Below are 26,509 nucleotides of genomic sequence, written 5' to 3' on the forward strand. Positions count from 1 at the left end.
ATGTCAAAAACTTATTATTTACCTCAATCCAATGAAGTGGAACTTTTTAAGGCTGCTGCACAAATGGACTTGCCTATTTTAATCAAAGGTCCAACAGGCTGTGGCAAAACCAGATTCATTGAAGCTATGGGTGAAGAACTTGGACGAGATGTTTACACAGTGGTTTGTCATGATGATTTAAGTGCAGCAGATTTAGTGGGTCGCCATCTCATAGATGAAAATGGTACCTATTGGCAAGATGGACCTCTGACTAAAGCTGTAAGAAATGGTGGTATTTGTTATCTTGATGAGATTATAGAAGCTAGAAAAGATACGACTGTTGTACTGCATTCATTAGCAGATTATCGTAGAGTTTTACCTATAGACAGGACGGGTGAAGTGATAGAAGCTCATCCTGACTTTATGCTGGTTGTATCGTACAATCCAGGCTATCAAAATGTTTTAAAAGGGATGAAACCAAGTACAAAACAGAGGTTTATTTCACTTAGTTTTAATTACCCAAAATCAGAAATAGAAAAAGAAGTGATCATAAAAGAGAGTGGAGTTGATGATGATACAGCACAAAAACTTGTGGATATCGCGGGAGAGATCAGACAACTGGACGATACAGATATTCAAGAAGCAGTCTCAACAAGATTGCTTATTTATGCTGGAAAATTAATCACAAAAGGGTTTGACCCATATCAAGCCTGTATGCACTCTATAGTAGAGTCACTTAGTGATGAAGATGATGTCTTAGAAGTACTTGAAAAGCTTATTTCCTTACATTTTTTAAAGAGTTCAAATGTCTAAAAGTATCACTTTAAAAGAGAAATACCCTCCTGGCGATTTTGCGATTTGGATTATTATTTATGTTGAACTCATTACCTTTGCACTACTGTTTATAGGCTATGCTTTTTCAAGAAGAGCTGATATTCAACTATTTAATGACTCACAACTATTATTAAATCAAACAGCAGGCTTTATCAATACATTTATCTTAATTACAAGCAGTTATTTTGTTGTAAAAGCTGTTAATAGTATTAAAAGTATGACACAAAAGAGTTATAAAGAATTTAATATTAAAGCATCAAAATGGCTCCTATTTGCCATGATATGTGGAGTCGCTTTTTTAATGATTAAAATAACAGAATTTTCTCATATTTTTGGAGAGGGAATCAACCTGAGTACAAATAAATTTTTTATGTTTTATATACTTTTGACAGGTTTTCATTTTATGCATGTACTTTTAGGCTCAGTTATTTTATTTAATATCTATCAAAAGACAAAAATATATGGTTATACACCAGATGATTACAGGGGTTTTGAGACTGGTGCATCATACTGGCATATGGTAGATTTATTGTGGATTGTACTTTTTCCACTCATTTATATAATAAGATAAGGGCATAAAATGAAAAAAACTTTAGAAGTTGTCTGGATCGTTTTAGTAATACTTACAACTTTTGCTTATTTGTTGGGGTACTTAAAATATGTAAGCACAGCTCTTGTTGCTGTTTTACTCTTAACTACATTTATAAAAGGGCAACTTGTTATTGATTACTTTATGGGTTTAAAAGATGTTCAATTAAAATATAGACTTATACCAACTATATGGTTAGGTGTTGTTATTTCATTAATTGCAGTGGCTTATTATCTACCCTATAACTAAGTATATCAATAAGAGTAGTTTTGTGCAGAGTCATTAGACTCTGCACTATTATCTAAAAAAGTTTTTTAACTTTGTCCATCAAGCCTTCTTTTTCTACTTCTACTGTAGGTTCAGTTTCTTCTCTATAACAATCCTCAGGAAGCTCGTTTTCTGGCGTACCATCAACATTGATCACATCCAACTCAGGGTGGATCAACTCTCTAAGCTCTCGTCGTACAACCATCTTGGTTGTCATTAAACTCATGGAACAGCCATGACATGTACCACCAAGTTCTATGTAAATAATGGCGTCTTTTACACCTTTTAAGTGGATATTCCCACCATGTGAGCTTACATAAGCACTTACCTTAGTGAGGTTGTTTTCTACTGCATGGTATAATTCTTCATCTGTAAATGGCATCATATATTATCCTTTATTATGTTTATTATAAGTTAGTATGATAGTATAGATTTTCTTAAATAAGACTAAAATACTCTTATTTAATTTGTATTATATAAATTTGGTTAAGACTTCTTCTTTTCTAAGGCATCTATGACTTTCCCCTGAAGTACAGAAGCGATCAGAATATAGAGTGTCATGACGATGGTAAACAAGAGACCAAATAGATCAATCATAAACGGTAAAAGTGGCAGTTTAACTGCACGTGCATACATGAAGGTTGCTATCAATCCGTCTTTGAGTCCATGAGAGCGCATATCCTGCAGCATACCATACCATGCATACATCGGGCCATGGCTGATAATACCGCCGACCAGTGCATAAAATACCCCTTTTGCTCCGCTCTCTTTCCCAAAGTGCTTTATGATCTGTTTTGGTTTTAGAAAATAATTTATCAGTGCTGTAAGTGTGATAATAAGGAGAAACAATGGCAAGAGTGACAGGAGTATAGAAGCACTTTTTTGAAGTGCAGACAGGGTATTGGACGTGTCTACAAGCAGAAGAACTATATAGGCTATAAGCACGATGATCAGAAACTTCATTCCTTTAAATGGTATCTTCATGAGACTGCTCCAACAGTGAGTACTGTGGCATAAGCGATGATGATCGTAGAGATGAGTGTTAAAACATTACGATAAAAGGTAAATTTCAGACCAAAAACACTCGCTTCAGCCGGAAGTTGTACAAACCCCAGAGTTATCCAGGCAAGAATAAAAGCACTGAGTGCATAGTGTGAAACACCTTGTTCCATAAGTCCTTCGGCTACCACATAGCTGATCATCCCTTGTCCCATGGAGATCGCTCCTGCCAATGTTCCTACAAGCGTATCTACAAGAGAGCCATATCCAAAAAAAGTAGAGAGTATATCTGGGGTGATATAGATCTGCATTAGTCCTACCAATCCCATCACAGCGATCAGCATAGGGGTAATGGAAATAAAACTTATGAGAGCTTTTGTAAAAGCTTTTTTGAGTGTGAGAGTCTCATATTTCATTATTTATCCTAAAAGCATTTTAATTGCGATCGTGTACAAAGCTAGAGCCAATATTTTCTTGATCATTTGAGATGAGATCTTAAAGTGCAATATATAGTTTCCTATCATCCCACCGATATAGGCAGCCACTCCGACTATAGCCAAAAGCAGATAGTCAAGCTCAATGTGGTTGGCATAGCTGATAAAGGCAACGATAGAAGAGAATGGTATCACAAAAGAGATACCAATAGCGATCTTTTTGGCATCATACCCAAAAAGAAGCAGTATAGGAGAGATGATAGAACCGCCTCCTATGCCTAAAAAACCGGAAAATATCCCACCGATAGAACCTGCAAAGAGTAGAATGGCTCGGTTTCTCTTGGTTGATCTTTCTACGGAAGGTTTTTTAAAAAACAAGATCATCGAAGCAATAATCAAAAGCGTATAGGCAAAAACAGTTTTTACGATCTCTGTATCTACAAGAAATGAGATCTGGGCACCGATATAGGCAAAGATCACGGAACTTATTACCAGTGGTGCCACAAAAGTAAGATCAAAGAGTTGTTTTTTTAAATTGAGATAGCTAGTGGTGATAGTAGTGACTGAGTTGACGAAGAGACCACTTGCTCGTGAAAGATCAAAAGTGAGACCGGCGATATTTAGACCAGGTACCAATGCGACAGCAGAACCAAGCCCTGCGATGGCAAAGATGGTTGATAAAAACAAGGTTAAAATAAAATATAATTGATATTCAATCATGTCTGCTAACTATTATCACTATTGGATAAACCGATCATCTGATTTTCTGCCGCTTACTTCGTCCAAACTTGCTTTCATCCAGCCTGATCTTACCTCACCTTCTACTTTATCAAAATTTTCAATATAAGGCTTGATATCCAGGAGAGGGGTGCCATCTAAGATATCTACCCCCTTGATGGTCACGATATTTCCTTCAACCTTAACCAGTTCTACTACTGAGAGTCCCATGCTGTTTGGATGCATAGGTGTTCTTGTTGAAAATACACCTCTTGGTGTGTGGGTCATGTCATTAAAAGGGATGACAGAGAGTTTCGGTTCTTTGACTTTGTGAAAATAGTATATGAGATAGACATGTGAAAAGCCGTCAAGATCTTTTAACCCTTCTACATACTCCTCTTTAAACTCTATCGTAGCATAGACATCTTTTGCACCTTTTGGCTGCACAGGCATATTGACAAGGTCACAAAAGGGTGAACAGACAGTGGCGATTTGTTTAAGTTCAAAAGTCATTATGATGCCGTCATAAATGATTCTATGGCACACTCAACACTCTTTGGAATATCTTCACCTTCCAAGTTCATGAAATCTGCCTGCACAGAGTAGAATTTTTTACCATTATAGGTTAAGATAAAACGTAAGAAGCCTGCATAGAGTTTACTTTTCTTTGTTTTCTTACCTGGGTCTGCTTTGTCGTTTTCATAAATATAGTAATCTATATGTACTTTTCCATCTGCCTTTGCATCAGCCTGCTTTCTCGTCTCGATGGCATCTTTTACCATTTGGTCAACCTTTTCAAGTTGAACATACTTAAACATCTGTGTTTCCATGAACTTAGCTTGTTTGATGCTAGAAGTGAGTTTGTACTCTCCAGCTTGGACTGTTTCCTGTGCTTTTTTAAGCAATTCAGCATCATAAGTCCTTTCAAAAACTTTACAAGTTTTATGGCAGGCAAGTCGAGTGCTTTTTGCTCCTGCTACTGTTTTTGTATTTTGCTTATAGATATCATTACCTACAAAATAGATAATAACGATCGCGAGTATAGTGTAAATATATTTCATTTTATTCCTTACTGTTGTTGATGTTGTCTCTCATGAGACTTGACGATATCTGGAGCATTGGTATCGTCAAGTATGACCAACTCATTAGCTTCATATCTCTTAAGTGCCTCTGGTAATTCAATTCTATCGGAACCCACATAAAAAATAGTGATGCTTCCTTCCTCTTTGATCAGCTGATAGGGTGGTTGGCTCATTTTTTGCATGATAAGTGTCTTCACACCTTTTCCCAGTAGCCATTTTACAACGCCTGAGCCACCTTGTGCCTCATTCTTCTCTATTATTATATTTCCATTTTCTACAAAGGCAAACCACTTTGCTTTGCCAAATAGTGGTGCTACTGCTGAATTTTCTTTGTTTAGTTTTAACGGTATTGCTATCATTTTTTTTCCTTGAATTCATTTTGTTTTGTAATTGAGATCGCCTTATTGTGCAACAGTGCATCAGAAATTTTTTTACGTGCATTTTCAATGAGTCTGGAAAAGGTCGTTCTAGAAATCCCCATTTTATCTGCACACTCTTGTTGGTATAAACCTTCAAAATCACTAAGTCTAAGTGCTTCCATCTCATCTTCGTCAATGATCATACTTTCAAGCTGATCTCTTTTTATACCACAGGGTTTAAAGCAGACTTGAGTATGATCTCTTCCTATGTTTCGTCTAATTTTTCTTCTTCCAGATTGCATTATAGACTCCTTTATATAGTGGACATATGTCCAGATATGGTATGGATTATAGCGAACATATGTGCATATGTCAATGGTAGAACTTATAATTATCATAAATATAAATTATATATGATATAATTCTAGTAAATATAATGAAAGGTTTAATAAGATGAAAATAAAAAACATTGCACTGTTTACACTGCTTGCTACATCTACACTATTGGCTCAATCAGGAGAAGCACTTTTCACCAGTTATTGTGCAAGTTGTCACACTACTGTGGTAGGGGTCAATGAATCTGGTGGTAAAGTTACACCTATATATGAAGCACCCTATGCGAAGGATGTTATAGATAAACTAAAAAATGAAACTAAAACCAAAGAAGAGTTCATCGCTTTTATTAAAGATTATATAGATGCACCCGATAAGAGAAAATCTCTTTACGGGAAAAAAGCTATTAAAGACTTTGGTCTTATGCCATCTCTAAAAGGTGTTATGACTGATAGTGAATCAACCATATTAGCTGATTATCTTTATAGTGGCTATGGTAAAGAGCCACAAAAGATAGAAGCGGAAAAAGTTGTACTTTCTAAAGCAGATGAAAAATCAGCACAATTGGCCAAATCAAATGAAGTACTTTTTAACAAGTATTGTGCAAGTTGTCATACTACGGTAGTGGGTGTTGATGAATCTGGTGGTAAAGTTACACATATATATGAAGCACCCTATGCCAAAGATGTTATTAACAAACTAAAAGCTGAAACTAAAACCAAAGAAGCATTCATCACTTTTGTTAAAGATTATATTGATGCACCTGATAAGAGAAAATCTCTTTACGGGAAAAAAGCCATCAAAGATTTTGGTCTTATGCCATCTCTAAAAGGTGCTATGACAGACAGTGAATCAACTGGCTTGGCTGAGTATCTTTATGATAAATATGCTGAATAGAGCCTATTTTAGGCTTATCTATAGTTTTTTTACTATATCTACTGGGTAACAACAGGCACACTCCCTGCCTGTTTGATATGTAAATGTTTTCCATGCACAGTGATGATGTCTCCATCAAGTTCCAACATATTGTATTCATTCTCCAGATCGATAGTGATCTCTTTGACCTCTCCGTAAAAACTACCGAACTTTTTAATGAAACGTGCAGGAGTAAAGATAAAAAACCTGCTTTTGCTCATCAACATAAAAGGTGTCATGATCACATGGGCAGGGATGAGGAGAATGACTGCAAGGATATACTTGAGTATACCATGCTTGAGTGGTCCAAAACGTAGTGTTTCTGAGAGGAAGATGTGTTGAAGATCTCCCATATTTCCTGCGGAGAAGAGGAAGATCTCATCATTAAGTTTGAAGAGGTGGTGCTTTTGGGTTTTGGGTGTCTCACCGTTTGCAAGGGCATCTAAAACCTTCTCTATCTTGGGTGCTCGATGGATCTTGGCAACCACGTTAAAAGAACCGGTAGGATTGAGGATGAAGATAGGCATATTATTCAAGTTGTGCAGTTGTTTAAGTACTCTTCTTATGGTGCCGTCTCCACCATTGATAATGATATAGGTATAAAGTTCTATATTGTGATGCTCACGTAGTGAAGAAGGCTCTATGAATGTGATATTTAGCCCATCATGATGTAGTTTCTTGCCAATAGAAAGTATTTTCATCTATATCCTTAACGATTATTTAAAGGGTTCATTTATTATCATACACTTATCTTGGTTACATTAGGTATAATTCACATAATGAAAATAGAAAATGAAGATGCCCTTGATAACTTTGTCATTTGTCACAAGTGTTTTACCCTCAATGAAGAAACTCCTATAAAAGACGGAAGTAAAGCATGTTGCTCTGAATGTGGAGGAATACTTTACAGGTATGACAGTAAACTTATAGACCATGGTTTGGCATTGAGTATCACAGGGTTTATTTTTTTTGTTCTGGCAAACCTGTTTCCTTTAATTCAAATAGATATATTGGGAAGTGAACAGTTTATTACTATCCCGAAAACTATTTTTTCTCTGTTAGATAATGGCTTTTACATCGTAGGACTTATTTGTGCTTTTTTGATCTTTATCTTTCCTTTGATGATATTTGTTATAAATATGCTTCTCTTTTTGCTTTTAAAGATGGAACGTGGTGAAAAGTTGACAAAAGAACTGCTTATTTTACTCTCTCATATTACACCTTGGAGTATGGCAGATATCTTTTTTATCAGTATACTTGTCGCACTTGTCAAACTTGTAGCATTTGGACAGATACATATAGGTGTTGCATTTTGGGCGTTAATGATCTTTGTTCTGATAGATATTTATATCACTAAAAGTATTCATCTTTCAGAGATATGGATGTTAAGAAAAAGAATCCTGTTAAATGAGGATGAAAAGTGATCGAGATAGACGAAGATAAACTCATACGATGTCCTGTATGTGATGCGGTAAACATAGATAAGGGTAAAAAAAACTCTTGTCGTCGTTGCGGTTCTGCTATTTATCATCATAGAAGTTTCAGTACAGAAAAAAGTTGGGCATATCTTATTACGGCTATTATTGCGTATATACCAGCAAATCTTTATCCTATGTTAGTTACCTCTGCGTTTGGTACTCGAGATGAAAGTACGATCCTTGGTGGAGTTATTCTGTTATGGGAGATTGAATCATATCCGGTGGCTGTCATTATTTTCTTTGCATCCATAGTGATCCCTGTTTTAAAATTCCTTATCTTGATTTATCTGTTAATTAGTGTAAAATACCCTTTAGGAAAAGATAAAAAAGTAAATAAACATAAATTGTATTATATGACTGAAGTGATCGGACCATGGTCGATGATAGATGTTTTTGTCGTCGCGATACTCGCAGCACTCATACATTTGTCCAGTGTCGAGATCCTGGCAGGTACAGCAGCAACAGCTTTTGCTATCTCAGTCTTTTTTACACTTTTGGCAGCACATGCCTTTGATGAAACATTAATTAAGGATAATAGATAAATGCAACTAGTTGCAAGAGCCCTCTGCTGAAGAGGACATAGCGTTAGCGAAGAAGATGGGCTTTGCTCATCTGCGTTATAATAATATAAACATTAATTAAGGATAATAGATAAATGTCAAAACAGATACCGGAGATAGAAGAATCAAGCAAGTTTAATTTTATTACTTCTATATGGATCGTACCTTTTATAGCACTGATCATTGCCGGGTGGTTAGGATATCAGCATTTTGCAAAGCGTGGACCGGAGATTAAAATTGTTTTTCCCAAAAATGAAGGTTTGGTTGCCGGCCAGAGTTTGGTAAAGTTTCGAAATGTACCTGTAGGAAAAGTAACAAAAATTTATGCAGATGAAGAGACAGATGGTGTCACTGTTGTTGTACGGATGAATACCAGAAAATCAAAACCTTATTTGACAGAACATGCAAGGTTTTGGATAGTGAAACCGGAAGTAGGTTTATCGGGTGTTAGTGGATTAGATACACTGATTTCAGGAACATACATGAATGTATATTCAAAAGCAGGTGGAAAAAGATTTAAAGAAAAGTTTATTGGTCTTACTCAGCCTTATCGTGATAGTGTTGAAGGTGAATATTTTCATCTTGCTTCGCTAAACGGGGAGAATGTATCAGTAGGTACGCCTATTTATTATAAAAATATAAAAGTAGGACAAGTAGAATATGTTTATCTTGCTCTGGATAATAAAAGTATAGATATTATTATATTCATAGATAAACAATATGTGCCATTTGTTCATGATGATTCTAAGTTTTGGACAAAAAACATGATGAATATTGATTTTACCAAAGGTAATCTTGATATCAATATTGCTCCTTTGAATTTTATGTTACAAGGAGGGATTATTTTCTCTTCATCTGGAGAAGACAAGAACATTTCTGTAGCAGAAGGACATGTTTTTCCTCTTTATGAAAGTAAAACTCAGGCTGAAAGTACAACGATAGGTTCTGTAACTAAAGCTATTAAAAAATTTATGTTGCTTACTGATGATTCTATCGCTAATTTAAGAGTAAATGCTCCTGTACGTTTTGATGGGTTTGACATTGGTAGGGTTAGTGACATGGAACTCTCATACGATAAAAGTACACATAAAATGTTAGGCCAGGTATTAGTTGATATTGATACTTCTGTATTTGAAGATAAGCATGAGTCTAACTCCAGTGGAGAATTGAATTTCTATCAAGCGGTAGAAGAGGGCTTGCGTGCTAAATTAGTTGCACTTGATCCTATCACAGGTATGCTTTTTATCGACCTGACATTTAATCATCAAGATGGGAATGGAAGTATTGTTAAGGGTAGTAAGTATGCACGCTTGCCAATGACAAGGGATAGTTCCAGAGGTATCATGACAAGCATGACTCAAATACTTGATAAGCTCAATAACTTGCCTTTGGAAAAACTACTTGCCTCAGTGAACAAAGTGGTTGATGATACTGCAGTACCTATAGCTAATGCGAATGAAGTACTGATCGACCTGAAGAAAACAATAGAAAATATTAACGCATTAACAAGCAAAAAATCATTTGAAGTATTGCCTGATGAGCTAAATAAAGCAATTACATCAATAACACGTACACTGAAAAGTACGGAAAAAGTGGTTAAAGGCTATGAGCGTGACCCTATTGAAAAACGCCAATTGATGGAAACACTTAATGTACTTACAAAAACATCTCAAGAGATGAAAATATTCTTAAGAATGCTTAATCGTAAACCAAATTCACTTATTTTTGGAGATAACTAATGCAAAAAATTACAAGTATAAAAATAAAAACACTTTTTACACTCATAGCACTATTCATCTTTAACGGATGTGTTTCATCTGGCAGTTACTATGTACTCTCTCAAGCTCCTCAACCGGCTGTTACCTATACAAATAAAAGCAGAATCATTGGGGTAGAAAAAGTGACTGTTCCGGAATATCTTTACAAAAGAGAAATTGCCGTGGCAAAAACATCAAGCCAGATAAGTTTGTTAAGCGGTGCAGTATGGGGAGAGGACCTGAATGCAGGATTGACACAAAGACTCATCAGCTTTTTACAAAAAAAGTTCCATCAGCCAAGTGTATATGCCTATCCATGGGGTCTTGACAGAGAGGCAACTGTGAAAGTCAATGTAAATATTACACGCTTCATAGCCCAAGGTGACAGAGTCTACCTTGATGCTGACTGGGAAGTGACGCATATAAGTACCAAGAGACGTAAAACAGGGCTTTTCAGTACAACAGTACCTACCAAAAGCGATGCAGCCAATATAGTATCTGCTATGGATAAAGCTTTTGGTGTGCTTGAAGAGGAAGTGGCTCAAGGGGTGAAATCTTTTTAATTAATTATAATCCCCCCTCACAGGTGTACTAATGCTATTTACAGGTTTTAATTAGCAGATACAAGTAGTCTATAGCCACGTGCAGAGATAGTTTTTATAAACTTATGTTTTAGTTTCTCTCTCAATCTTTTCACTAATGTTCTGATAGTATTTGTATTCGTGTCTTTGTCCGGCCATATGGTATTTTCTAGGGTATAAAAATCTACAACATTATTTTTGTTTTCTATAAGCAGTTCTAAAAGATCACTCTCTTTCTTTGTAAGATCAATGATCTCATAGCAACAGTAAAGCGTATGGCTTGAAGGATCATAAGAAAACTCATCATCAAGAATGATATGATGCTTATGCTCCTCACAAAGTGCAGGTTCTTTGTCTGCTCTACGGAGTGCAATTTTTAAAAATACGCGTAACTCCTCTCTGTTAAAAGGTTTTGAAAGATATGCGGTAGGGTTGATCTCTATTGCTCTATCGACATTGTAATCATCCAGGTGTGCAGTAAGAAAGATGATTTCTATATGAGGATGACTTTTTTTAATGAGTGCGGCAGTCTCTACGCCATCCAACTCTCCCTTGATACAAATATCCATAAGTATGATGTCAATTTTTTGTTCTGAAACTACTGTGAAGGCATCTTTGGCATTAGAACAGATATCAACCACAGCATATCCAAGTTTCCTGATATAGCTTTCTATCTCCATAGCAACGATACTCTCATCTTCAACGATAAGGATATTGATCTCTTTCATATAGTGAACCTTATAATATATTTTGTATGATCATTTGTAAATATTTCCATGTCACCCCCTAATTGATCATATACGAGTGTATGGATCAATTTTAATCCTAGTGTTTTATGATTTTCCTCTATTATAAAGCCTTTACCATCATCTTCTACTGTCAATATGAAATCATTTTCATTGTGATATAAAGATATGAAAACAGTACCTTTATGATCATCAAAGGCATATTTGTAAGCATTGGTAACCAGTTCATTGATAATAAGCCCTATATAGACGGATTCTCGTAAAGGTATCATAGCATCAATATCTGTTTTTATACGTATTTTATGGCTTTTATAATTGACAGTTCCCTGTATATCCCATAGGAGTGAATCAATGTACTCTTGCATATCTATCTCTTCAAGATCATCTTTAATGAGAAGCATATTATACGTTTTTGCTATGGCGTTGATCCTGTTTTCAAGATTGATGAATTTTTCCATGACGACTTTGTCTTCTATCTCATCATTTTGCAGTCGGATCATGGAAAGTATGACTTGTAAATTATTTTTAACTCTATGGTGTATCTCTTTTAGTAAGAGTTCTTTTGTTTTCAAAGCATGATTGAGTTCATGTGTTTTTTTGATCACTTCATTTTCTATAATAGAAGCTCTGTCCTTTGACGCTATTAACATATGTGCATCTACTTTCTCTTTCTCTTTTTGTAAAATGACATATCTGTCTGCAAATGCCAAAGAGAGGATAAGTGCTTCAAAGGCTGTTCCAAACATAAGTATGTTTTGAAAATCCTGCATGATAGAAGTAAGACCAATAGCATCTAAAATGATAAGCAAGTAAGAAAAAAATACTATACTGAATCCGACTATAAAAAGCCTGGCTTGTGTATACCCTTGCCTGTAAGAGATAATACTGGCAGAAAGATTGAAAATAATGAAAAGTGCACCAGTAATGATGACAATATTGAGATTATACATACCTGGTATGGAGAGTATGATCATTTCCATCAGGGCAATGAAGACAAAAAGTTTATAGATCTTATGCAGTATTGGTCTCTGCTTTGTTTTTAAGAAATACATAGCAAACAGTGAAGCTGTAATAAGTAGGGTACTTACTTTTATAATAGGTATTTTTATATCAATGACAACAAAATCTACAGGAAAATAGATCTGTGTCAATCCAAGATAGGTCATCTGTTGATAAACGAGGAAGAAGAGATAAAAACTATAATAGCTGTAACTTTTATCTTTTGTGTAAAAAGAGACCAAAAAGCTATAAAGCATAAGTGCAAGAACCATGCCTATAAGCATGATATTGACAAATTGTTGAGCTCTATCCTCGGCAAGATATTCATTTTTGTCTTGTATTCCTACTCCAAAATCTACGGGTTCGTAAAGGGATTTTACTTCCAGGTAATAATCTTGGGAAGTTTTTGCTTCTAGTTGAATGTTATAGAATGGAAAAAGAGTTGTATGCTCTTTGGTGATATGCGAAACACCTTTTATGATAGGTCTGTTTAGATCACCATCTTTATAGAGTGCTATATATTCAAGAAGAGAAGATGTGAGTATAAGTGATTTTTCTATAGGTTTTTGAGTAGGATTTTGAAGTCTAAATTTAATCCAAATCGTTTTTTGTGATGTCCCGATATTGATATAAGGTTTAAGATATATTTCAAATAGATCTTGTTTCAATACGTCTTGAATGCTTAGTTGTTTTTCATCAATATAAACACTACTGTTTTCCAAAAGTGAAATTTGTTTTTGTTGAGAGATATTGATGCTATTGGCCATTAGAGAGCTATTCATGAAAATAAATAATAAAAAAATAAAGCTTATGCTTTTTCTATAAGTAATTAACATAAAAAATTTTATCTAAAATTATGTATAAATCTCATTTTGGCACACTTCTGGCACATTATCATGTTAGACTTAATTGGAATGAATCATAAGTATATCAAAAGGAGACAGGGAATGAAGAAGTTGTTGTTGGTTTTTGTGTTGGTTTTTACAACACTGTTTACAAGTGTATTGGCGGAGTATAATCCTCGTGCGGTCATCATTTTTGATGCATCGGGAAGTATGTGGGGACAGATAAATGGTGTGACTAAAATAGAGATAGCCAGAGATGCGTTAAAAAATGTGGTCAGAGAGTGGAATCCTTCTGTGGAGTTGGGTTTGACTGTGTATGGACACCGTTCAAAGGGTGACTGTAATGACATAGAAACCATTATCCCTGTGGGAAAGATAGATAAAAACAGAGTCATTAAAACGGTAATGGGTATTAAACCTAAAGGGAAAACACCTATCTCCCGTTCTTTGCGTAAAGTTGCAGAGGAGATTAAGTATACTGAAGAGAAAGCAACGATCATCCTTATCTCAGACGGAAAAGAGACGTGTGACCCTGACCCATGTGGTACTGCTAAAGAGTTAGAGAAACAAGGTATAGACTTTGTCACACATGTTATAGGTTTTAATGTCGACAAAAAGACTGATAAGCAGTTGGAGTGTATAGCAAGTGCTACGGGTGGGGAGTATTTTTCTGCTAAGAATGCTGCTGCGTTGAATAAAGCTATGAAAGTCATTGCTAAAAAGGTGGAGAAGGTTGAGCCTGCACCCGCACCGAAACCTGTAGCGAAGAAGCTTGAGCATACCGTAGAGATCAGTAACAGTGAAAAAGAAGATGGCAAGTGGGTGGTTGCTTATAACAGTATCTACGAAGATGAAGATGGTAAAGCGGGAGATCGTGCTGCTACGGCGCATTCAAGGAAAAAAAGTGTCGGAAAGGCACAAATACCGGTAGGAAAATATATCATCAAGTCAACCTATAATGACTTTGAAGTATTTACACCAATTGAAGTGAAGCCGGGTAAAGTAACCAAAATACATGTGGTTATGGGTCAAACAGGTATGGTAGAGATCAGTAACAGTGAAAAAGAAGATGGCAAGTGGGTGGTTGCTTATAACAGTATCTACGAAGATGAAGATGGTAAAGCGGGAGATCGTGCTGCTACGGCGCATTCAAGGAAAAAAAGTGTCGGAAAGGCACAAATACCGGTAGGAAAATATATCATCAAGTCAACCTATAATGACTTTGAAGTATTTACACCAATTGAAGTGAAGCCGGGTGAAGTGACCAAAATACATGTGGTTATGGGTCAAACAGGTACTGTGGAAGTTACAGCTTCAGAAAAAGAAGGTGGAAAATGGATTGCTGCTTATCATAATATTGTTCAAAATGAAGATGGTAAAGTAGGGGATCTTGTTGCTAGAGCTAACTCCAGTAAAAAAAGTGCAGGAACACGTCAAATACCAGTAGGAAAATATATTATTGAATCGAGTTATAATAATTTTAAAAAAGAAACACTACTTGAGGTCAAAGCAGGTGAGACTACTAAAGTCCATGTGACTTTTGGTCAGTTTTTGATCAAAGCCAAATGTTCTGACATGAATGTAAAAATAAGTTATGAGATCTATGCCAGCAGTGGTCAGCTTGTTAATGAGAAGCAAATTAAGTGTTCGGATACTTTAAAAGTGATATTAGACAGTGGTGATTACAGTGTTGAGGTTAAAGTTGATAATGATACAAAAGAAGTTAAGTTTACTGTGGGTGGAGATCAGTCGAAACTGCTTATTGATATGACAGACATTAAGAAAGAGCCTACCAAAGAAGAGCTGATCAAAGCAGATTCAGCAGAGCTTGAAGTTACATCTTCTCCTAAGCAAGAAGAGCAAAAGAGTGAAAAAATAACGATAGGTGATAAACAGATAGAGATAAAAGGAATGAGTCAGGAAGATGCAAAAAAACTCAATGAGCTTGGTGCAATGCTTGGCGCACTTGGTGGTATGATGCAGGGAGCAAATCCGGAAGCACAGAAAAAGCAAGAAGAAAAACAGAATGCAGATAATGCAAAAGCAGATAAAGAGTTTGATGATATGAGTAAAGAACTTGATATGTTTACAAAATAAAGGGAACATGAAAATGATAAAAATACTAAAAGTAAGTTTAACAGTATTGATGGGTAGCAGCATGTTGGTTGCAGGTGCAAATGGGATGAAACTCTATGATATTAAGAGTGGAAAAGTAGAGTATGAGATCACAGGTTCTGGTGAGATTATGGGTCAAAAGATGAAAACTATTGGTAAGAAAAGAGTAATTTTTGATAATTATGGAGCAAAAAATCTGACCGAAGAGAACAAGATAGACAAACAGACTATCATGGGACAAACAAAAAACACTAAAACACATACAATGACATATATGAAAGAGGGTGCGATTTATCATGTAGATTTTAAATCTAAACGGATCATGCGTATGAAAAATATGGCTGCGTCTATGGGTGCACTCATGGGTGGTGGAAAAAATATGAAGCAGTCTGGTGAAGAGATGATGAAAAAAATGGGTGGTAAAAAAACTGGTACAGATAATGTATTGGGCTATACCTGTGATGTTTGGGAGATGATGGGAACAAAGCAGTGTATGTATAAGGGTATCCCGCTTAGAGTGGAAACAGATGTAATGGGTATAAAGAATACTGAAATTGCAACTAAAGCCCAATTTGATCTTTCTCTTTCCTCTGATGATTTTAAATTGCCTGATTTCCCTATCTATGACGATATGGGTAATAAGTTGGATAAAAGTAAGTTGAGCCTGATGGATAAAAAAGCTGAAGGTGAAGCAGAAGAGGCGGCCAAGGCTATGGAAGACCTACATAACAGGATGGCAGAATCAGCCAAAAGTGCTGGCATCAAAGAGGGAGAAAGAGCAACCAAAGCACAGCAAAAAAAGATGCAAGATGCCATGATGACAGGAATGCTTCCTAGAATGAAAAAGCAGTTTTTGGAAGGTGAGGAGATCATGCGTTTTGGGTATAAATGTCTAAAGAAGGCAGATACACTTAAAGAGGCAAATCAATGTAATGATGAAATGAATACCAGAAGTGGTGAAACAGATGAGCTAGTTGATGAGTGGAGTCCTAAAACGAAGAAAGAGATACTTGGTGAATTTGATCAGTATTTAAATGAAATAGTACCTTGTGTAAAAAAAGCACAGACAATGCAAGCTATTAAAAAATGTATTCCTGAAGAGTAAAAGGAGAATAAAAATGAAAAAAATAGTAAAAGTAAGTTTACCGTATTGTTGGGAAGTAGTATGTTAATGGCAAATATTGATCAGAGTAAAAATTATTTCTTAAAAAATGAGGATATTATGCGTCTTGGTTATAAATGTTTGAACCAAGTAGAGAAAAAATAGCAGTAAAAGTAGATAGATCTATCTTTGCACCTGGATGGTTGAGAAAATAGATGAGAATAATAGTAATACTTACTGTACTATTGTCAGTTGGATTATGGGCGAATAGTACTTCACTTTTTGGAAAAGTGATAAATATTTCACAGAATGATGTATTAAATGTCCGTAGTCAAGCAGATTACAGATCTAAAAAAGTAGCTGTATTACAACAAGGTGCATATGTTGGTATAGAGAAGTGTAAAAAGGTTGATAAGGCAACATGGTGCCGTGTCTATCCTATGGTACAACAGTGGTATGAAAATTTTGGAGATGACAGTCATAAAGGTTGGGTAAATGCTCGATATCTTATATGCAGTAATCGTGGATATGTCATTGTAAAAGGCAAGAAGAATTGTGACTATGTACTTAGATGTAATTATGGTAAATGTGAAGTTGTATATGAGTATATAACAGATAATGAGCATAATGTAAAAGAGTTAAAAACTAAATGGATAGAAAGAGAGTATTTAAAGGGTGAAAGTCAATTTGGTGTAACTCCAGATAATGAAGATGGATTTTGTAATACCGGAATGTTTATAGAAGATTATCTTCAAACAGTATCACCTTATAATTGAATACAACTGCATAAATAAAGAAATAAGCTCTATATTTACCTTGCGGTTTATTATTATGCTACAATTTCATTACCTAAACATTACCTCTGCATGAGAGCAGTCAAGGAAGTCTATGTCGTATCTGAACAAAATTACAGTCATTTTCCTATTTTTATCTCTTGGGAATATGACACTCCTTTCAGCCCAAACAGATCAAAAAAAATTTGATGTTGAATCAGGTATGATACTTTATACTATTAGTGGTGGAGGAAAACTTACAGAGGATGTGAATCTCACTATCCAGGGAAAAGGTAAGTTGCGTTTTAAAGATTGGGGTGTTGTTGCGCTTATAGAGGAGAATTTTGAAGAGATAACATCCGGAGCACTACAAAATATAGAAACCATACAAAGATGTGAGAAGTTAGAGGATAAGCAGCGATTTGATGTAAATTTTAAAACTAAAAAGATTTTAGAACGTCAAATGTCTAAGGGTAATTTTCAAGAATATATTACAAAAGATCTTATTAAGACCGGTCAAGAGGAGATTGCGGGATATACTTGTGATATTTGGGAAGGAGTTGGGGTACGAAAATGTATTTATAAGGGAATACCTCTTCTTGTTGAACATTACCTTTTAGGAACATACTACCGGAAAAAAGCATCAAGTATTAAATTTGATATAGATACTTCAGCAGCTAACTGCAGCATACCGAACTATCCTATACAAAAATTTGCACTTTTTAAAACACATAGTAAGACTAAAAGTAAAAAATTACCACAAGAATTTTCTAAAATTTTAATTAGTGTAGGTAAAGATATGCAAAAGCAATTATCAGTTAATAAGATTGAAGAAGATAACTTTACTCCTGAGCAAAAGAGGGTATGGTTAGATAAAATTAGTCAAAATGTTTTTGAGAAACAAAAATTGTTTTTACCACAATTTTTGTTAAGTATTCAAGAAACACGTGTCTGTTTACAGCAGGCAGATAACTGGATACAAGCAAATACCTGTATGGAAAATGTTGTACAATTAAAAGCCCAATTGACAAAAGATAGAGAAAATAATATTGAACAATGGAAAGGTAAAGAGAAAGATAAGGTCTTAGATGATTTTGATGAAAATATCTCTTTACTTGAATCAAGAATGAAATGCATTAGAGGTTCAAAAAATATTACAGATCTTTCAAGCTGCATGAAATAGTGAAATTTTATCGTATATATATTGAGCTGACAAATGTTTGTGGATTGAGTTGCAGTTTCTGCCCAACAAAAGAGTTACCTTCCCAGCAGATGGATCTGGACTTTTTTGAGTCTGTCATCATGCAAGCCAACGCTTATACCAAAGAGATAGCCTGTCATGTAGTGGGTGATCCACTTACGTTATCTAACCTTTCAGATTACCTTGATATCATCCATAAGCATGGATTGAAGGCGATGCTGACCACAAGTGGGTATTTTCTCAAAAAACATGCATATGATACACTGTTCCACCCTTGTGTAAAACAGATAAATATTTCACTCAATAGTTTTAATAAGAATGATACTTCTATCACTTTTGAACAATATATTACTCCTGTACTTACCCTGTGTCATGCCAAGTTAGAGCGAAAAGAAGAACTGTTCATCAACCTTCGTGTCTGGAACCTAGATGAGATGATGAGTGAACGTACATTCAATGAGGCACTTTTTTCTAAACTCTCAGGAGCCTTTGACCATGAACTTGATCTGGATAATGTTTATAAAGAACGGCCAAAGTCCATACGTTTAGCTTCTAAGGTACTTATACATTTTGATAACTATTTTGAGTGGCCGTCTTTATCAAATAAAAACTATGGTGATGGAATGTGCCAAGGGTTACAGTCACATGTAGCTATTTTAGCTAGCGGAAAGATTGTACCATGTTGTCTGGACTGTGATGGGATCATGGAACTTGGTGATTTGCATGATAAGAGTTTAAAAGAGATATTATCCGATAAACGTGCTACAAATATGCTAGAAGGGTTTAAAGAAGGCAAAGCCGTAGAAGAACTTTGCCAGAAGTGTAGTTATAAAGAGAGGTTTAACCTCTCTTAGATTTTAAGATATCTTAACGATTGATCTTCGTAAACTTAGTTCCTTCAAGGCTAAGGTTATACATCAAACCTTTTGCACCAAAAACAAAAGCATAGATGGGCTTTTCAAAACTAATAGATCCTATATCTTTTCCTTTACCCCATTTAGCTACAGTAATAGCACCATCTACACCCGCTTCCCATCCATCACTCTTAATAAAGTTGTCCAAAGCTGACTGGGAACCAAATGCGATAACATAAGAAGTTTGTTGAAGTCCCATTTGAAATCCGACAGAAGCTGATGCAATGCTATAGTAACCTTTTGTTTCACCATTTACGCGCAATACACCTTCTCCATATTCTCCACCTACAACAAATCCAGCTTTAACTACAGAAGGGAAAACAAGGTAGCCTTTGGTTTTTGAAAGAAATTCTTCACTACCTTTAACCTCTTTGGCAAACTGTTTAAGTGCTTCGTTTGCTTTGGCTTCAATGACAGATGCCGGTTCTGCTATAGAGTAACTACTTACAAGCAGTACAAGAGAAGCGATAAGTGCTAAGGGGTTAAGTCTGTTGTGTTTCATGGAAATCCTTCTTTAGGTAATTTTATGAATTATAACAAATAAATGTTAAGCAATTGTGTATAATTTTAAAATATAAAAATAAAGGGTTTATTTTGGAAAGAATTACAATTAAAGCTTATGCAATAAAATACAAGTTGAGTATTTTTAATGTGATGAAAATGGTAAAGTCAGGTAAAGTTAAAAGTGAAGTATTTCAGGAGAAGGGTAGAGAGGTCACTTATATTTTATTTGATGAAGAGACAGAAAAAGAGATCAGAGAACAAATTGTACCTATGGAACACAAAGAAGAATTTATACTTCGTGAAGAGATGAAGTTCTTACGAAAAGAGATACAGCTTTTAAAAGAAGATGTGGAAGCATTGAAAAAGAGATTATATTAAACCACTAACTAAAAGTTAAGGAGTATAAATTGACCTATAGTTGTTTGAATTTAATATTTGTTTAATACTTCTATACTATCATAACTAGTGTAGTTAGGTATTAAATAAGCCAAGCCCATCGTGAGGTGAGGACGGAAAACTATAGATCTTATAAAAGATCACCAGGTTGCCAGTACCTTTATGATATCTCTCTTTTTTCTTCCGATTACAACAATTAAAAAATAAGGAGATTCCTATGAAGAATCAAATTAAAAATCGAAGAAGTTTTTTGTCTAAAATATTAGTTGCCGGAGCAAGTAGTGTCGCCTTGCTGTCAATTTTAGCTTATGTGGGAAGAGGTCAAAAAAAATCAACTAACATAGGATTGAATAAAGAACAGAGAGATTATAATAGTTCTAAAGGAGCAAAAATGAAAGTAGCATATATTACAGATGATATCTATCTTGAACATGATACAGGTATGGCTCATCCGGAGTCAAAGCAACGCCTTGTGGCTATCAATAAAGCTGTAGAGCCACTTCAGCATAAACTATTGAAAAGATCCCCCATCCGGGCTTCTAAAGAGATACTGCAAACCGTGCACTCTGCGGAACATATCCAAAATATTTTGGATGCCAGTGAACATGGTACATCTATCGATCCAGATACGATATGCAGTGCTGATTCATACGAGGCAGCGGTCAAAGCAGTGGGGGCAGGTATTGCAGCGCTAGATGGCATCAAAGCAGGAGAGTTTCAAAGAGCTTTTTGTGCTGTGCGACCTCCCGGACATCATGCTACACCTGCACAGGCTATGGGTTTTTGCCTTTTTAACAATATAGCCATTTCGGCAAGATATGCTCAAAGTCTGGGTTATGAAAAAGTGATGATCATTGACTTTGATGTACATCATGGCAATGGTACCCAAGACACCTTTTATGAAGATGATTCAGTCTTTTACTTCTCTTCCCATCAAGCGTTTGCTTATCCCGGTACAGGTTCTGAAAGAGATAAAGGTTCTGGGGCTGGTGAGGGCTTTACCGCTAACTTCTTGATGATGCCAGATGGTGGAGATGATGAAGTATTGGATATCTATGCAAATGACATGCCCCCATATGTTGAAAGTTTTGATCCCGATATTATCTTAGTTTCAGCAGGCTATGACTTACATGAAAGTGATCCTTTAGCTCAGTTAAATGTCACAACTGAAGGTATTGCAAAGATAGTACGTTTAATACTTGATAGTGCAGATGTTCCTTTTGTTTTCTTTTTAGAAGGTGGCTATGATGTAGATGCTTTAGGTAAGAATGTGAAAGTAACACTGGAAGAGATGCTTATCTGATTTTAAATATGTGTTCAAATGACACAAATGTTTTTATTGTAAATTTTTTTAATAAATAATACTTATATAAATAAATAAAATAGATATAATCTATCTATGGAACTCTATAAAATCAAAAACGTCGCCGGACATCTTGCTAAAGCTTTTTTGAGCAACCCCCTTACGCCTGTAATGGCTGTTGCCATTTTATTGTTAGGTTATGTCTCATTGGAAGTAATGCCCAGAGAAGAAGATCCACAGATAGAAGTGAGTGGTGGTTCTGTGATCGTAGCGATCCCAGGGGCTACTCCTAAAGAGATCACCAATGTTGTTATTAAACCTCTTGAACGCCGTATTCGTGAGATCAAAGGGGTTGAGCATGTTTATGGTACAGCCATGAATAATTTTGGAATGGTGAATGTACAATACTTCATAGGGGAGAATAGGGAATCCTCCAACCTCAAACTTTACGATAAAGTAATGCAAAATATGGATAAACTTCCCAAGGGTACGATGCCGCCTTTGGTGAAACCTTTTGATATTGATATCGATATCCCTATCTTAACAGTAGCTTTTTATAAACCGAGTGATAAGAAAAACAATAATACAAAACTCTATAAAACCATTCGTGACATACAACAAAATATCAATGCTTTGGATAATGTTTCCAAAACCACACTCAAAGGGGTAAAACGACCACAGTTCAATGTCTTGATAGACTTGCATAAGCTCTCTGGTTACCATATCTCTTTAGGACAGGTCGCCGGGGCGATCAGGTCCATTGCCACCAATGCACCTCAGATAGATACAACGACAGCTACAGGTAAACTGGTTGTATTTGGTGTGAAGAATGCCATAGATGATATAGATGATCTCAAGGAACTGATAGTTGCCCAATATATGGGTTCACCTATTTATCTGAAAAATATTGCCAGAGTGGATTATAGTTATGATATACAGAATTACCAATCTGCTTCTATTACCTATGATGTCATAAAGCAGCATAGTAAAGCAGAGCATCATGAAGATGATGATAAAGAAAGAAATGTACTTTTCCGCGATGCAGGTGACCAGATCACTATGACAGTCTCTAAACTTAAAGGTACAAATGCTGTACACATAGCCGAAAGTGCCATAGAAGAGTTGCATGCAGCCAGAGAAGAGTTACAAAAGCATGGGGTTGCTTTCATTGTTACCCGTAATTATGGTGAACGGGCAAATGAAGCGGTGAACGAGTTGGTACATCACCTCTTGATCACTATTTTTATCATTGCACTTATTTTGATCCCTTTCCTTGGATGGAGAGAGTCCATGGTTGTGACGATCGCTGTACCGATGATCTTGGCAACGACACTTTTTATCGCTTTGATGACGGATCAGACCATTAATCGTATTACACTTTTTGCGTTTCTTTTGAGTCTTGGGCTTATTGTCGATGATGCCATCATAGTGATAGAAAATATTCACCGACGGCTGCACCTGCCTGAATCGAAAGATATGGAGTTTGATGAGATCATCATACAGGCGACAGATGAGATAGGTCCTTCAACGAACATCGCCACTATCGCCATCATGCTAACGATGATACCTATGGGATTTGTGGGTGGTATGATGGGGCAGTTTATGAAACCCATCCCTCTGAATGTACCTGTAGCATTGGGTGTTTCACTCTTTGTAGCCTATGTTTTTGCCCCTTATCTGGCACGTAAATTCATAAAGTTTACAAAGGGAGGGCATGACTGATGGAAAATTTTGTTTATAAGATCATCAGCTCCAAGCGTAATAAATGGATCGTTACTTTTCTTGTCATTCTCTCTATGGCTGGAGCGGTCATGATGATACCAAGTGGAATGGTACTTGCCAGAATGCTACCGGGTAAAAGTGCCAATACCTTTACTATCTATGTGGATACTGCGACCAATGCTTCCATAGTAGAAACTAAACGGGTTACTACCTGTATTGTAGATACCCTTAAAAAAGAGAAAGAGATCACCGATATGGAGGTGTTTTTAGGGCAGGGTGCTCCTTTGGATTATGCCGGTTTGGTAAAAGGTGCAGCGCTCAAGTCACTTAAAAACCAGGCAGAGATCGTTATTAACCTTACAGACAAACATGGAAGAGATGAACCCTCTTTTATGATGGTACACCGCATACGACCAGAGATCAACAAGGCTTGCGGTTCCTTGGTTGAAAATGCTTCCATACGTTTTACGGAGATGCCTTCAGGACCTCCAACGCTTGCGACCATAGTCATAGAACTTTATGGTAAGAATGATGCAGTCTTACGTAAAACAGCAAACAAAGTTGCAGGAATATTGGCAGATACAGAGGGGCTTGTAGATGTAGATGTCATGCAAGATGATCTCTATACGCAGTATGATCTTGTTCCAGATAAGGAGAAGATCATACGTAGTGGCTTGAGTGTAGATCAAGTCAATCAGATCGTTTTTCTTGCATTTAAAGGGATGCCAATTGCTGTGAAAAATACGCGAGACCAGCAAGATCAGATCCCTATCTTTTTACGACTGGATGATGAAACGCGTCTGGTTGAGTTCGATACAGAGACAGCACTGCTTAATAAACTCTCTTCTCTTAAGCTGATGAACCAAAGAGGTATGATGGTACCGTTAAGTGAAGTGGTAAAAACAAGATCAACCAACTCAAGTCCTACAATCTTTAGAAAAAACCTTAAAAATATGGTGACCATTACTGCAGAGTGTGATATGGTCAGTCAAGTCTATCCACTGCTTGAAGCCAGGGAGAAGATGCTGGAAGTCTTGGGAACAGACTATAATATCACTAAAGTACCGGGCATTACGACATTCATGTTTGATCTGAATATGGTAGATAATCAAACAGATGCTAAAATGCTTCTACGCTGGGATGGAGAGATGAAAGTCTCACTCGATACTTTCCGTGATCTGGGAGGGGCTTTTATATCTGCATTGGTCTTGATGTTTCTTTTGATGGTCGTGTACTATAAATCCTTCGCTTTAAGCGGTATTGTTCTTATAGGAAGTTTCCTCTCTATTATCGGGGTGATAGTTGGTCACTGGGTGACAGATAAGATACAGCTTTATGCTACAGATACACATTTCTTTCTCACGGCAACCTCACTTATAGGGTTTATCTCACTTATGGGTATTTCTGCGCGTAGTTCTCTATTGCTTATAGATTTTGCAAAATCTTTGATCGCTGATGAAGGCATGGAAAAGAAAAGAGCCATTGCCATTGCAACTGCAACAAGGGCTAAGCCTATTATGCTTACAGCTGTAGCTATTATACTTGGATCACTTCTTCTTGCAACAGACCCTATCTTCGGTGGTTTGGGTGTAGCACTGATCTTTGGAAGTATGGCGGCTACACTGGTTTCTTTGTTCTTTATCCCTGTGCTTATGGATAATGCCAAAGCTATGATGCCAGATGGATATTTCATGAGTGAGATAAAGGTGAGAAAAGGTACCTGGTGCATCATTACAGATAATATTAAATCACTCTTCCCGCCACTTAAAAGAAGATAGTAGAGGGTACTATAAATAAAAATTGGAGGTCAATATGAGAAAAATGATTTTAGGAATGGTATTAGTGGGTTCGTCACTCATTTACGCAGAGGGGTCTATTGTATTTGAGACGGTATTTGGCGGAGATGAGGATGATGTAGCAAAGTCAGTGGTTAAAACGGATGATGGTTATTTGATCGCAGGTAAGACCAAAAGTTTTACAGATCATAGGGATTTTGGTGCCTATGTGATCAAGATCGATAAAAATGGAAAGAAACTATGGTCAAAAATCTATGGCGGTAAAGATGATGAAGAGGCGAATGCTATTACCCGTTTTGGAAAGGATTTTGTATTTGTCGGTTCTACAGAGACATATGGCAATGAGAATCTCAGCTTCTATATGGTGAAAATTGACAGTGAAGGGAAAGTAGATTGGCAAACTACCTATTATCGAGATGATGATGACCAATACAATGGTAGTGCCTTGGTAGCTGATGGAGATAAACTGATCTTCGCCGGTACAGAGACTCACTTACAATTTTTTGGGGCTAAGGTCAATCCTTATATTTTCAGTACAAACAAAGAGGGAGATAAACTCTGGGGTGGTTTTTACGGTGGTGAAGATGAAGATGATGCCCATGCGGTCATCTCTGTCTCAGATGGTTACGTGATGGCAGGTAAAACCGAAAGTTACGGACATGGAGATTTTGACAGCTATATCGTAAAGCTCGATAAAATGGGTGAAAAGCAGTGGTACGGAGCCTATGGTGGTAAAGATAATGATTGTGCCTCTGATGTGATCGAAACAGATGATGGCTACTTAATGGTCGGGACCACAGAGAGCTTTGATAATAATTATAAAGATGTTTATGTGGTAAAAACAGATAAAAAAGGAAATAAGCTCTGGCAACGCACCTATGGTGGAAGTCGTGATGATCAAGCCTTTGCAGTGACACAGGCTCCTGACGGCAACTATGTGATGGTTGGGAAGTCAGAAAGTTTTACACGCCGAAACGGTTCTGATCTCTATCTGGTCAAGATAGACAAAAAGGGTAAATTGCTCTGGGAGAGAACCTATGGTGGAGAGAGTGACGATGCAGGTTATGATATTTTAACTACAGAGGATGGGTATCTTATCGTTGGAGATAAAAAGACTGATCGAAGAAGAGACAGTGATGTATGGGTACTGAAAGTAAATTTTAACGGTAAGTTACGAAAAAATTAGATATTTACTGAGCTAATAAAAAA

The 26,509-nt window shown here is 36.3% G+C and carries 30 protein-coding genes and 1 riboswitch; of the genes, 18 read left to right on the top strand and 12 right to left on the bottom strand.

The genetic code is table 11. The features are described 5' to 3' along the window. From ACLHDG_RS06040 to ACLHDG_RS06050, 3 genes are read left to right on the top strand one after another with little or no spacing between them, the layout of a single operon-like run. Positions 1-792 (top strand): CbbQ/NirQ/NorQ/GpvN family protein, encoded by a 792-nt coding sequence (locus tag ACLHDG_RS06040; protein WP_415408092.1) that lies wholly within the window; start codon positions 1-3, stop codon positions 790-792. Next, entirely contained in the window at positions 785-1,384 is a 600-nt protein-coding gene (locus tag ACLHDG_RS06045; protein WP_415408093.1) for a cytochrome c oxidase subunit 3 family protein, read from the top strand. Before ACLHDG_RS06040 ends, ACLHDG_RS06045 begins: the two co-directional genes overlap by 8 nt. A gap of 9 nt (positions 1,385-1,393) precedes the next feature. After that, entirely contained in the window at positions 1,394-1,651 is a 258-nt protein-coding gene (locus tag ACLHDG_RS06050; RefSeq protein WP_415408094.1) for a cytochrome C oxidase subunit IV family protein, read from the top strand. A 52-nt stretch (positions 1,652-1,703) separates the two neighbouring features. Here ACLHDG_RS06050 and ACLHDG_RS06055 read toward each other — a convergent pair whose 3' ends face one another. From ACLHDG_RS06055 to ACLHDG_RS06090, 8 genes are all read right to left on the bottom strand, one after another. Next, complete coding sequence (locus ACLHDG_RS06055) at positions 1,704-2,054, bottom strand: NifU family protein (protein ID WP_415408095.1); 351 nt, start codon at positions 2,052-2,054, stop codon at positions 1,704-1,706. A 101-nt stretch (positions 2,055-2,155) separates the two neighbouring features. After that, the gene (locus ACLHDG_RS06060; protein ID WP_415408096.1) at positions 2,156-2,653 is read right to left on the bottom strand and encodes a permease; all 498 of its coding nucleotides are present in this window, start codon (positions 2,651-2,653) and stop codon (positions 2,156-2,158) included. Next, the gene (locus ACLHDG_RS06065) at positions 2,650-3,084 is read right to left on the bottom strand and encodes a permease (protein WP_415408097.1); all 435 of its coding nucleotides are present in this window, start codon (positions 3,082-3,084) and stop codon (positions 2,650-2,652) included. Before ACLHDG_RS06065 ends, ACLHDG_RS06060 begins: the two co-directional genes overlap by 4 nt. Before the next feature lie 3 nt (positions 3,085-3,087). Continuing rightward, the gene (locus tag ACLHDG_RS06070; protein WP_415408098.1) at positions 3,088-3,822 is read right to left on the bottom strand and encodes a sulfite exporter TauE/SafE family protein; all 735 of its coding nucleotides are present in this window, start codon (positions 3,820-3,822) and stop codon (positions 3,088-3,090) included. A gap of 18 nt (positions 3,823-3,840) precedes the next feature. Then, the gene (gene tsaA / locus ACLHDG_RS06075) at positions 3,841-4,332 is read right to left on the bottom strand and encodes a tRNA (N6-threonylcarbamoyladenosine(37)-N6)-methyltransferase TrmO (protein WP_415408100.1); all 492 of its coding nucleotides are present in this window, start codon (positions 4,330-4,332) and stop codon (positions 3,841-3,843) included. Then, complete coding sequence (locus ACLHDG_RS06080; protein ID WP_415408101.1) at positions 4,332-4,880, bottom strand: hypothetical protein; 549 nt, start codon at positions 4,878-4,880, stop codon at positions 4,332-4,334. The genes tsaA and ACLHDG_RS06080 overlap by 1 nt, the downstream gene beginning before the upstream one ends. 8 nt (positions 4,881-4,888) lie before the next feature. Beyond that, entirely contained in the window at positions 4,889-5,260 is a 372-nt protein-coding gene (locus ACLHDG_RS06085) for a NifB/NifX family molybdenum-iron cluster-binding protein (protein ID WP_415408103.1), read from the bottom strand. Then, a complete protein-coding gene (locus ACLHDG_RS06090) occupies positions 5,257-5,562 on the bottom strand; it encodes a DUF134 domain-containing protein (RefSeq protein ID WP_415408105.1) in 306 nt (101 codons plus the stop codon). Before ACLHDG_RS06090 ends, ACLHDG_RS06085 begins: the two co-directional genes overlap by 4 nt. 151 nt (positions 5,563-5,713) lie before the next feature. On the opposite strand from ACLHDG_RS06090, the gene ACLHDG_RS06095 reads away from it, so the two are divergent. Beyond that, complete coding sequence (locus ACLHDG_RS06095) at positions 5,714-6,490, top strand: c-type cytochrome (RefSeq protein WP_415408107.1); 777 nt, start codon at positions 5,714-5,716, stop codon at positions 6,488-6,490. Between the two features lie 38 nt (positions 6,491-6,528). Here ACLHDG_RS06095 and ACLHDG_RS06100 read toward each other — a convergent pair whose 3' ends face one another. Beyond that, positions 6,529-7,209, bottom strand: a complete 681-nt coding sequence (locus ACLHDG_RS06100; protein WP_415408109.1) for a diacylglycerol kinase family protein — start codon at positions 7,207-7,209, stop codon at positions 6,529-6,531. Between the two features lie 78 nt (positions 7,210-7,287). Between ACLHDG_RS06100 and ACLHDG_RS06105 the strand changes: the two genes are divergently transcribed. The 4 genes from ACLHDG_RS06105 to ACLHDG_RS06120 all read left to right on the top strand — a co-directional run bounded on the left by ACLHDG_RS06105 (position 7,288) and on the right by ACLHDG_RS06120 (position 10,866). Further along, entirely contained in the window at positions 7,288-7,932 is a 645-nt protein-coding gene (locus ACLHDG_RS06105; RefSeq protein ID WP_415408110.1) for a paraquat-inducible protein A, read from the top strand. Continuing rightward, on the top strand, positions 7,929-8,528 hold the full coding sequence (locus ACLHDG_RS06110) for a paraquat-inducible protein A (protein WP_415408111.1): 600 nt from the start codon (positions 7,929-7,931) through the stop codon (positions 8,526-8,528). Before ACLHDG_RS06105 ends, ACLHDG_RS06110 begins: the two co-directional genes overlap by 4 nt. A 113-nt stretch (positions 8,529-8,641) precedes the next feature. After that, a complete protein-coding gene (locus ACLHDG_RS06115) occupies positions 8,642-10,285 on the top strand; it encodes an intermembrane transport protein PqiB (RefSeq protein ID WP_415408112.1) in 1,644 nt (547 codons plus the stop codon). Then, on the top strand, positions 10,285-10,866 hold the full coding sequence (locus ACLHDG_RS06120; protein ID WP_415408113.1) for a membrane integrity-associated transporter subunit PqiC: 582 nt from the start codon (positions 10,285-10,287) through the stop codon (positions 10,864-10,866). Before ACLHDG_RS06115 ends, ACLHDG_RS06120 begins: the two co-directional genes overlap by 1 nt. 47 nt (positions 10,867-10,913) lie before the next feature. On the opposite strand, the gene ACLHDG_RS06125 is transcribed toward ACLHDG_RS06120, so the two are convergent. Together ACLHDG_RS06125 and ACLHDG_RS06130 are read right to left on the bottom strand one after the other, a co-directional pair. Continuing rightward, entirely contained in the window at positions 10,914-11,612 is a 699-nt protein-coding gene (locus tag ACLHDG_RS06125; RefSeq protein WP_415408115.1) for a response regulator, read from the bottom strand. Further along, on the bottom strand, positions 11,609-13,396 hold the full coding sequence (locus tag ACLHDG_RS06130) for a 7TM diverse intracellular signaling domain-containing protein (protein WP_415408116.1): 1,788 nt from the start codon (positions 13,394-13,396) through the stop codon (positions 11,609-11,611). Before ACLHDG_RS06130 ends, ACLHDG_RS06125 begins: the two co-directional genes overlap by 4 nt. Positions 13,397-13,576: 180 nt before the next feature. Here ACLHDG_RS06130 and ACLHDG_RS06135 point away from each other — a divergent pair, with 180 nt between their 5' ends. The 5 genes from ACLHDG_RS06135 to ACLHDG_RS06155 all read left to right on the top strand — a co-directional run bounded on the left by ACLHDG_RS06135 (position 13,577) and on the right by ACLHDG_RS06155 (position 19,519). Beyond that, on the top strand, positions 13,577-15,571 hold the full coding sequence (locus ACLHDG_RS06135) for a vWA domain-containing protein (protein ID WP_415408117.1): 1,995 nt from the start codon (positions 13,577-13,579) through the stop codon (positions 15,569-15,571). Positions 15,572-15,584: 13 nt separating this feature from the next. Beyond that, positions 15,585-16,694: a hypothetical protein gene (locus tag ACLHDG_RS06140; RefSeq protein WP_415408119.1), complete on the top strand. Its 1,110-nt coding sequence runs from the start codon at positions 15,585-15,587 to the stop codon at positions 16,692-16,694. Positions 16,695-16,906: 212 nt separating this feature from the next. Further along, a complete protein-coding gene (locus ACLHDG_RS06145) occupies positions 16,907-17,467 on the top strand; it encodes an SH3 domain-containing protein (RefSeq protein WP_415408120.1) in 561 nt (186 codons plus the stop codon). A 112-nt stretch (positions 17,468-17,579) separates the two neighbouring features. Continuing rightward, positions 17,580-18,647 carry a hypothetical protein gene (locus ACLHDG_RS06150; RefSeq protein WP_415408121.1) on the top strand — a complete coding sequence of 356 codons (1,068 nt, stop codon included), beginning with the start codon at positions 17,580-17,582 and terminating at the stop codon, positions 18,645-18,647. Continuing rightward, positions 18,647-19,519 carry a radical SAM/SPASM domain-containing protein gene (locus ACLHDG_RS06155; RefSeq protein WP_415408123.1) on the top strand — a complete coding sequence of 291 codons (873 nt, stop codon included), beginning with the start codon at positions 18,647-18,649 and terminating at the stop codon, positions 19,517-19,519. The genes ACLHDG_RS06150 and ACLHDG_RS06155 overlap by 1 nt, the downstream gene beginning before the upstream one ends. A gap of 13 nt (positions 19,520-19,532) precedes the next feature. Here ACLHDG_RS06155 and ACLHDG_RS06160 read toward each other — a convergent pair whose 3' ends face one another. Beyond that, positions 19,533-20,081, bottom strand: a complete 549-nt coding sequence (locus ACLHDG_RS06160) for a YSC84-related protein (protein WP_415408125.1) — start codon at positions 20,079-20,081, stop codon at positions 19,533-19,535. A 92-nt stretch (positions 20,082-20,173) separates the two neighbouring features. Between ACLHDG_RS06160 and ACLHDG_RS06165 the strand changes: the two genes are divergently transcribed. The 5 genes from ACLHDG_RS06165 to ACLHDG_RS06185 all read left to right on the top strand — a co-directional run bounded on the left by ACLHDG_RS06165 (position 20,174) and on the right by ACLHDG_RS06185 (position 26,486). Continuing rightward, on the top strand, positions 20,174-20,461 hold the full coding sequence (locus ACLHDG_RS06165; protein ID WP_415408126.1) for a hypothetical protein: 288 nt from the start codon (positions 20,174-20,176) through the stop codon (positions 20,459-20,461). A gap of 98 nt (positions 20,462-20,559) precedes the next feature. After that, a riboswitch (cyclic di-GMP riboswitch) is annotated at positions 20,560-20,635 on the top strand. Positions 20,636-20,696: 61 nt separating this feature from the next. Further along, complete coding sequence (locus tag ACLHDG_RS06170; RefSeq protein WP_415408128.1) at positions 20,697-21,782, top strand: histone deacetylase; 1,086 nt, start codon at positions 20,697-20,699, stop codon at positions 21,780-21,782. A 96-nt stretch (positions 21,783-21,878) separates the two neighbouring features. Further along, a complete protein-coding gene (locus ACLHDG_RS06175; protein ID WP_415408129.1) occupies positions 21,879-23,504 on the top strand; it encodes an efflux RND transporter permease subunit in 1,626 nt (541 codons plus the stop codon). Beyond that, the gene (locus ACLHDG_RS06180; RefSeq protein ID WP_415408130.1) at positions 23,504-25,282 is read left to right on the top strand and encodes an efflux RND transporter permease subunit; all 1,779 of its coding nucleotides are present in this window, start codon (positions 23,504-23,506) and stop codon (positions 25,280-25,282) included. The genes ACLHDG_RS06175 and ACLHDG_RS06180 overlap by 1 nt, the downstream gene beginning before the upstream one ends. A 34-nt stretch (positions 25,283-25,316) precedes the next feature. Next, the gene (locus ACLHDG_RS06185; RefSeq protein ID WP_415408131.1) at positions 25,317-26,486 is read left to right on the top strand and encodes a hypothetical protein; all 1,170 of its coding nucleotides are present in this window, start codon (positions 25,317-25,319) and stop codon (positions 26,484-26,486) included. The last annotated feature ends 23 nt before the right edge of the window (positions 26,487-26,509 follow it).

The sequence above is a fragment of the Sulfurovum iocasae genome (assembly GCF_047716765.1).
Taxonomy (GTDB): Bacteria; Campylobacterota; Campylobacteria; order Campylobacterales; family Sulfurovaceae; genus Sulfurovum.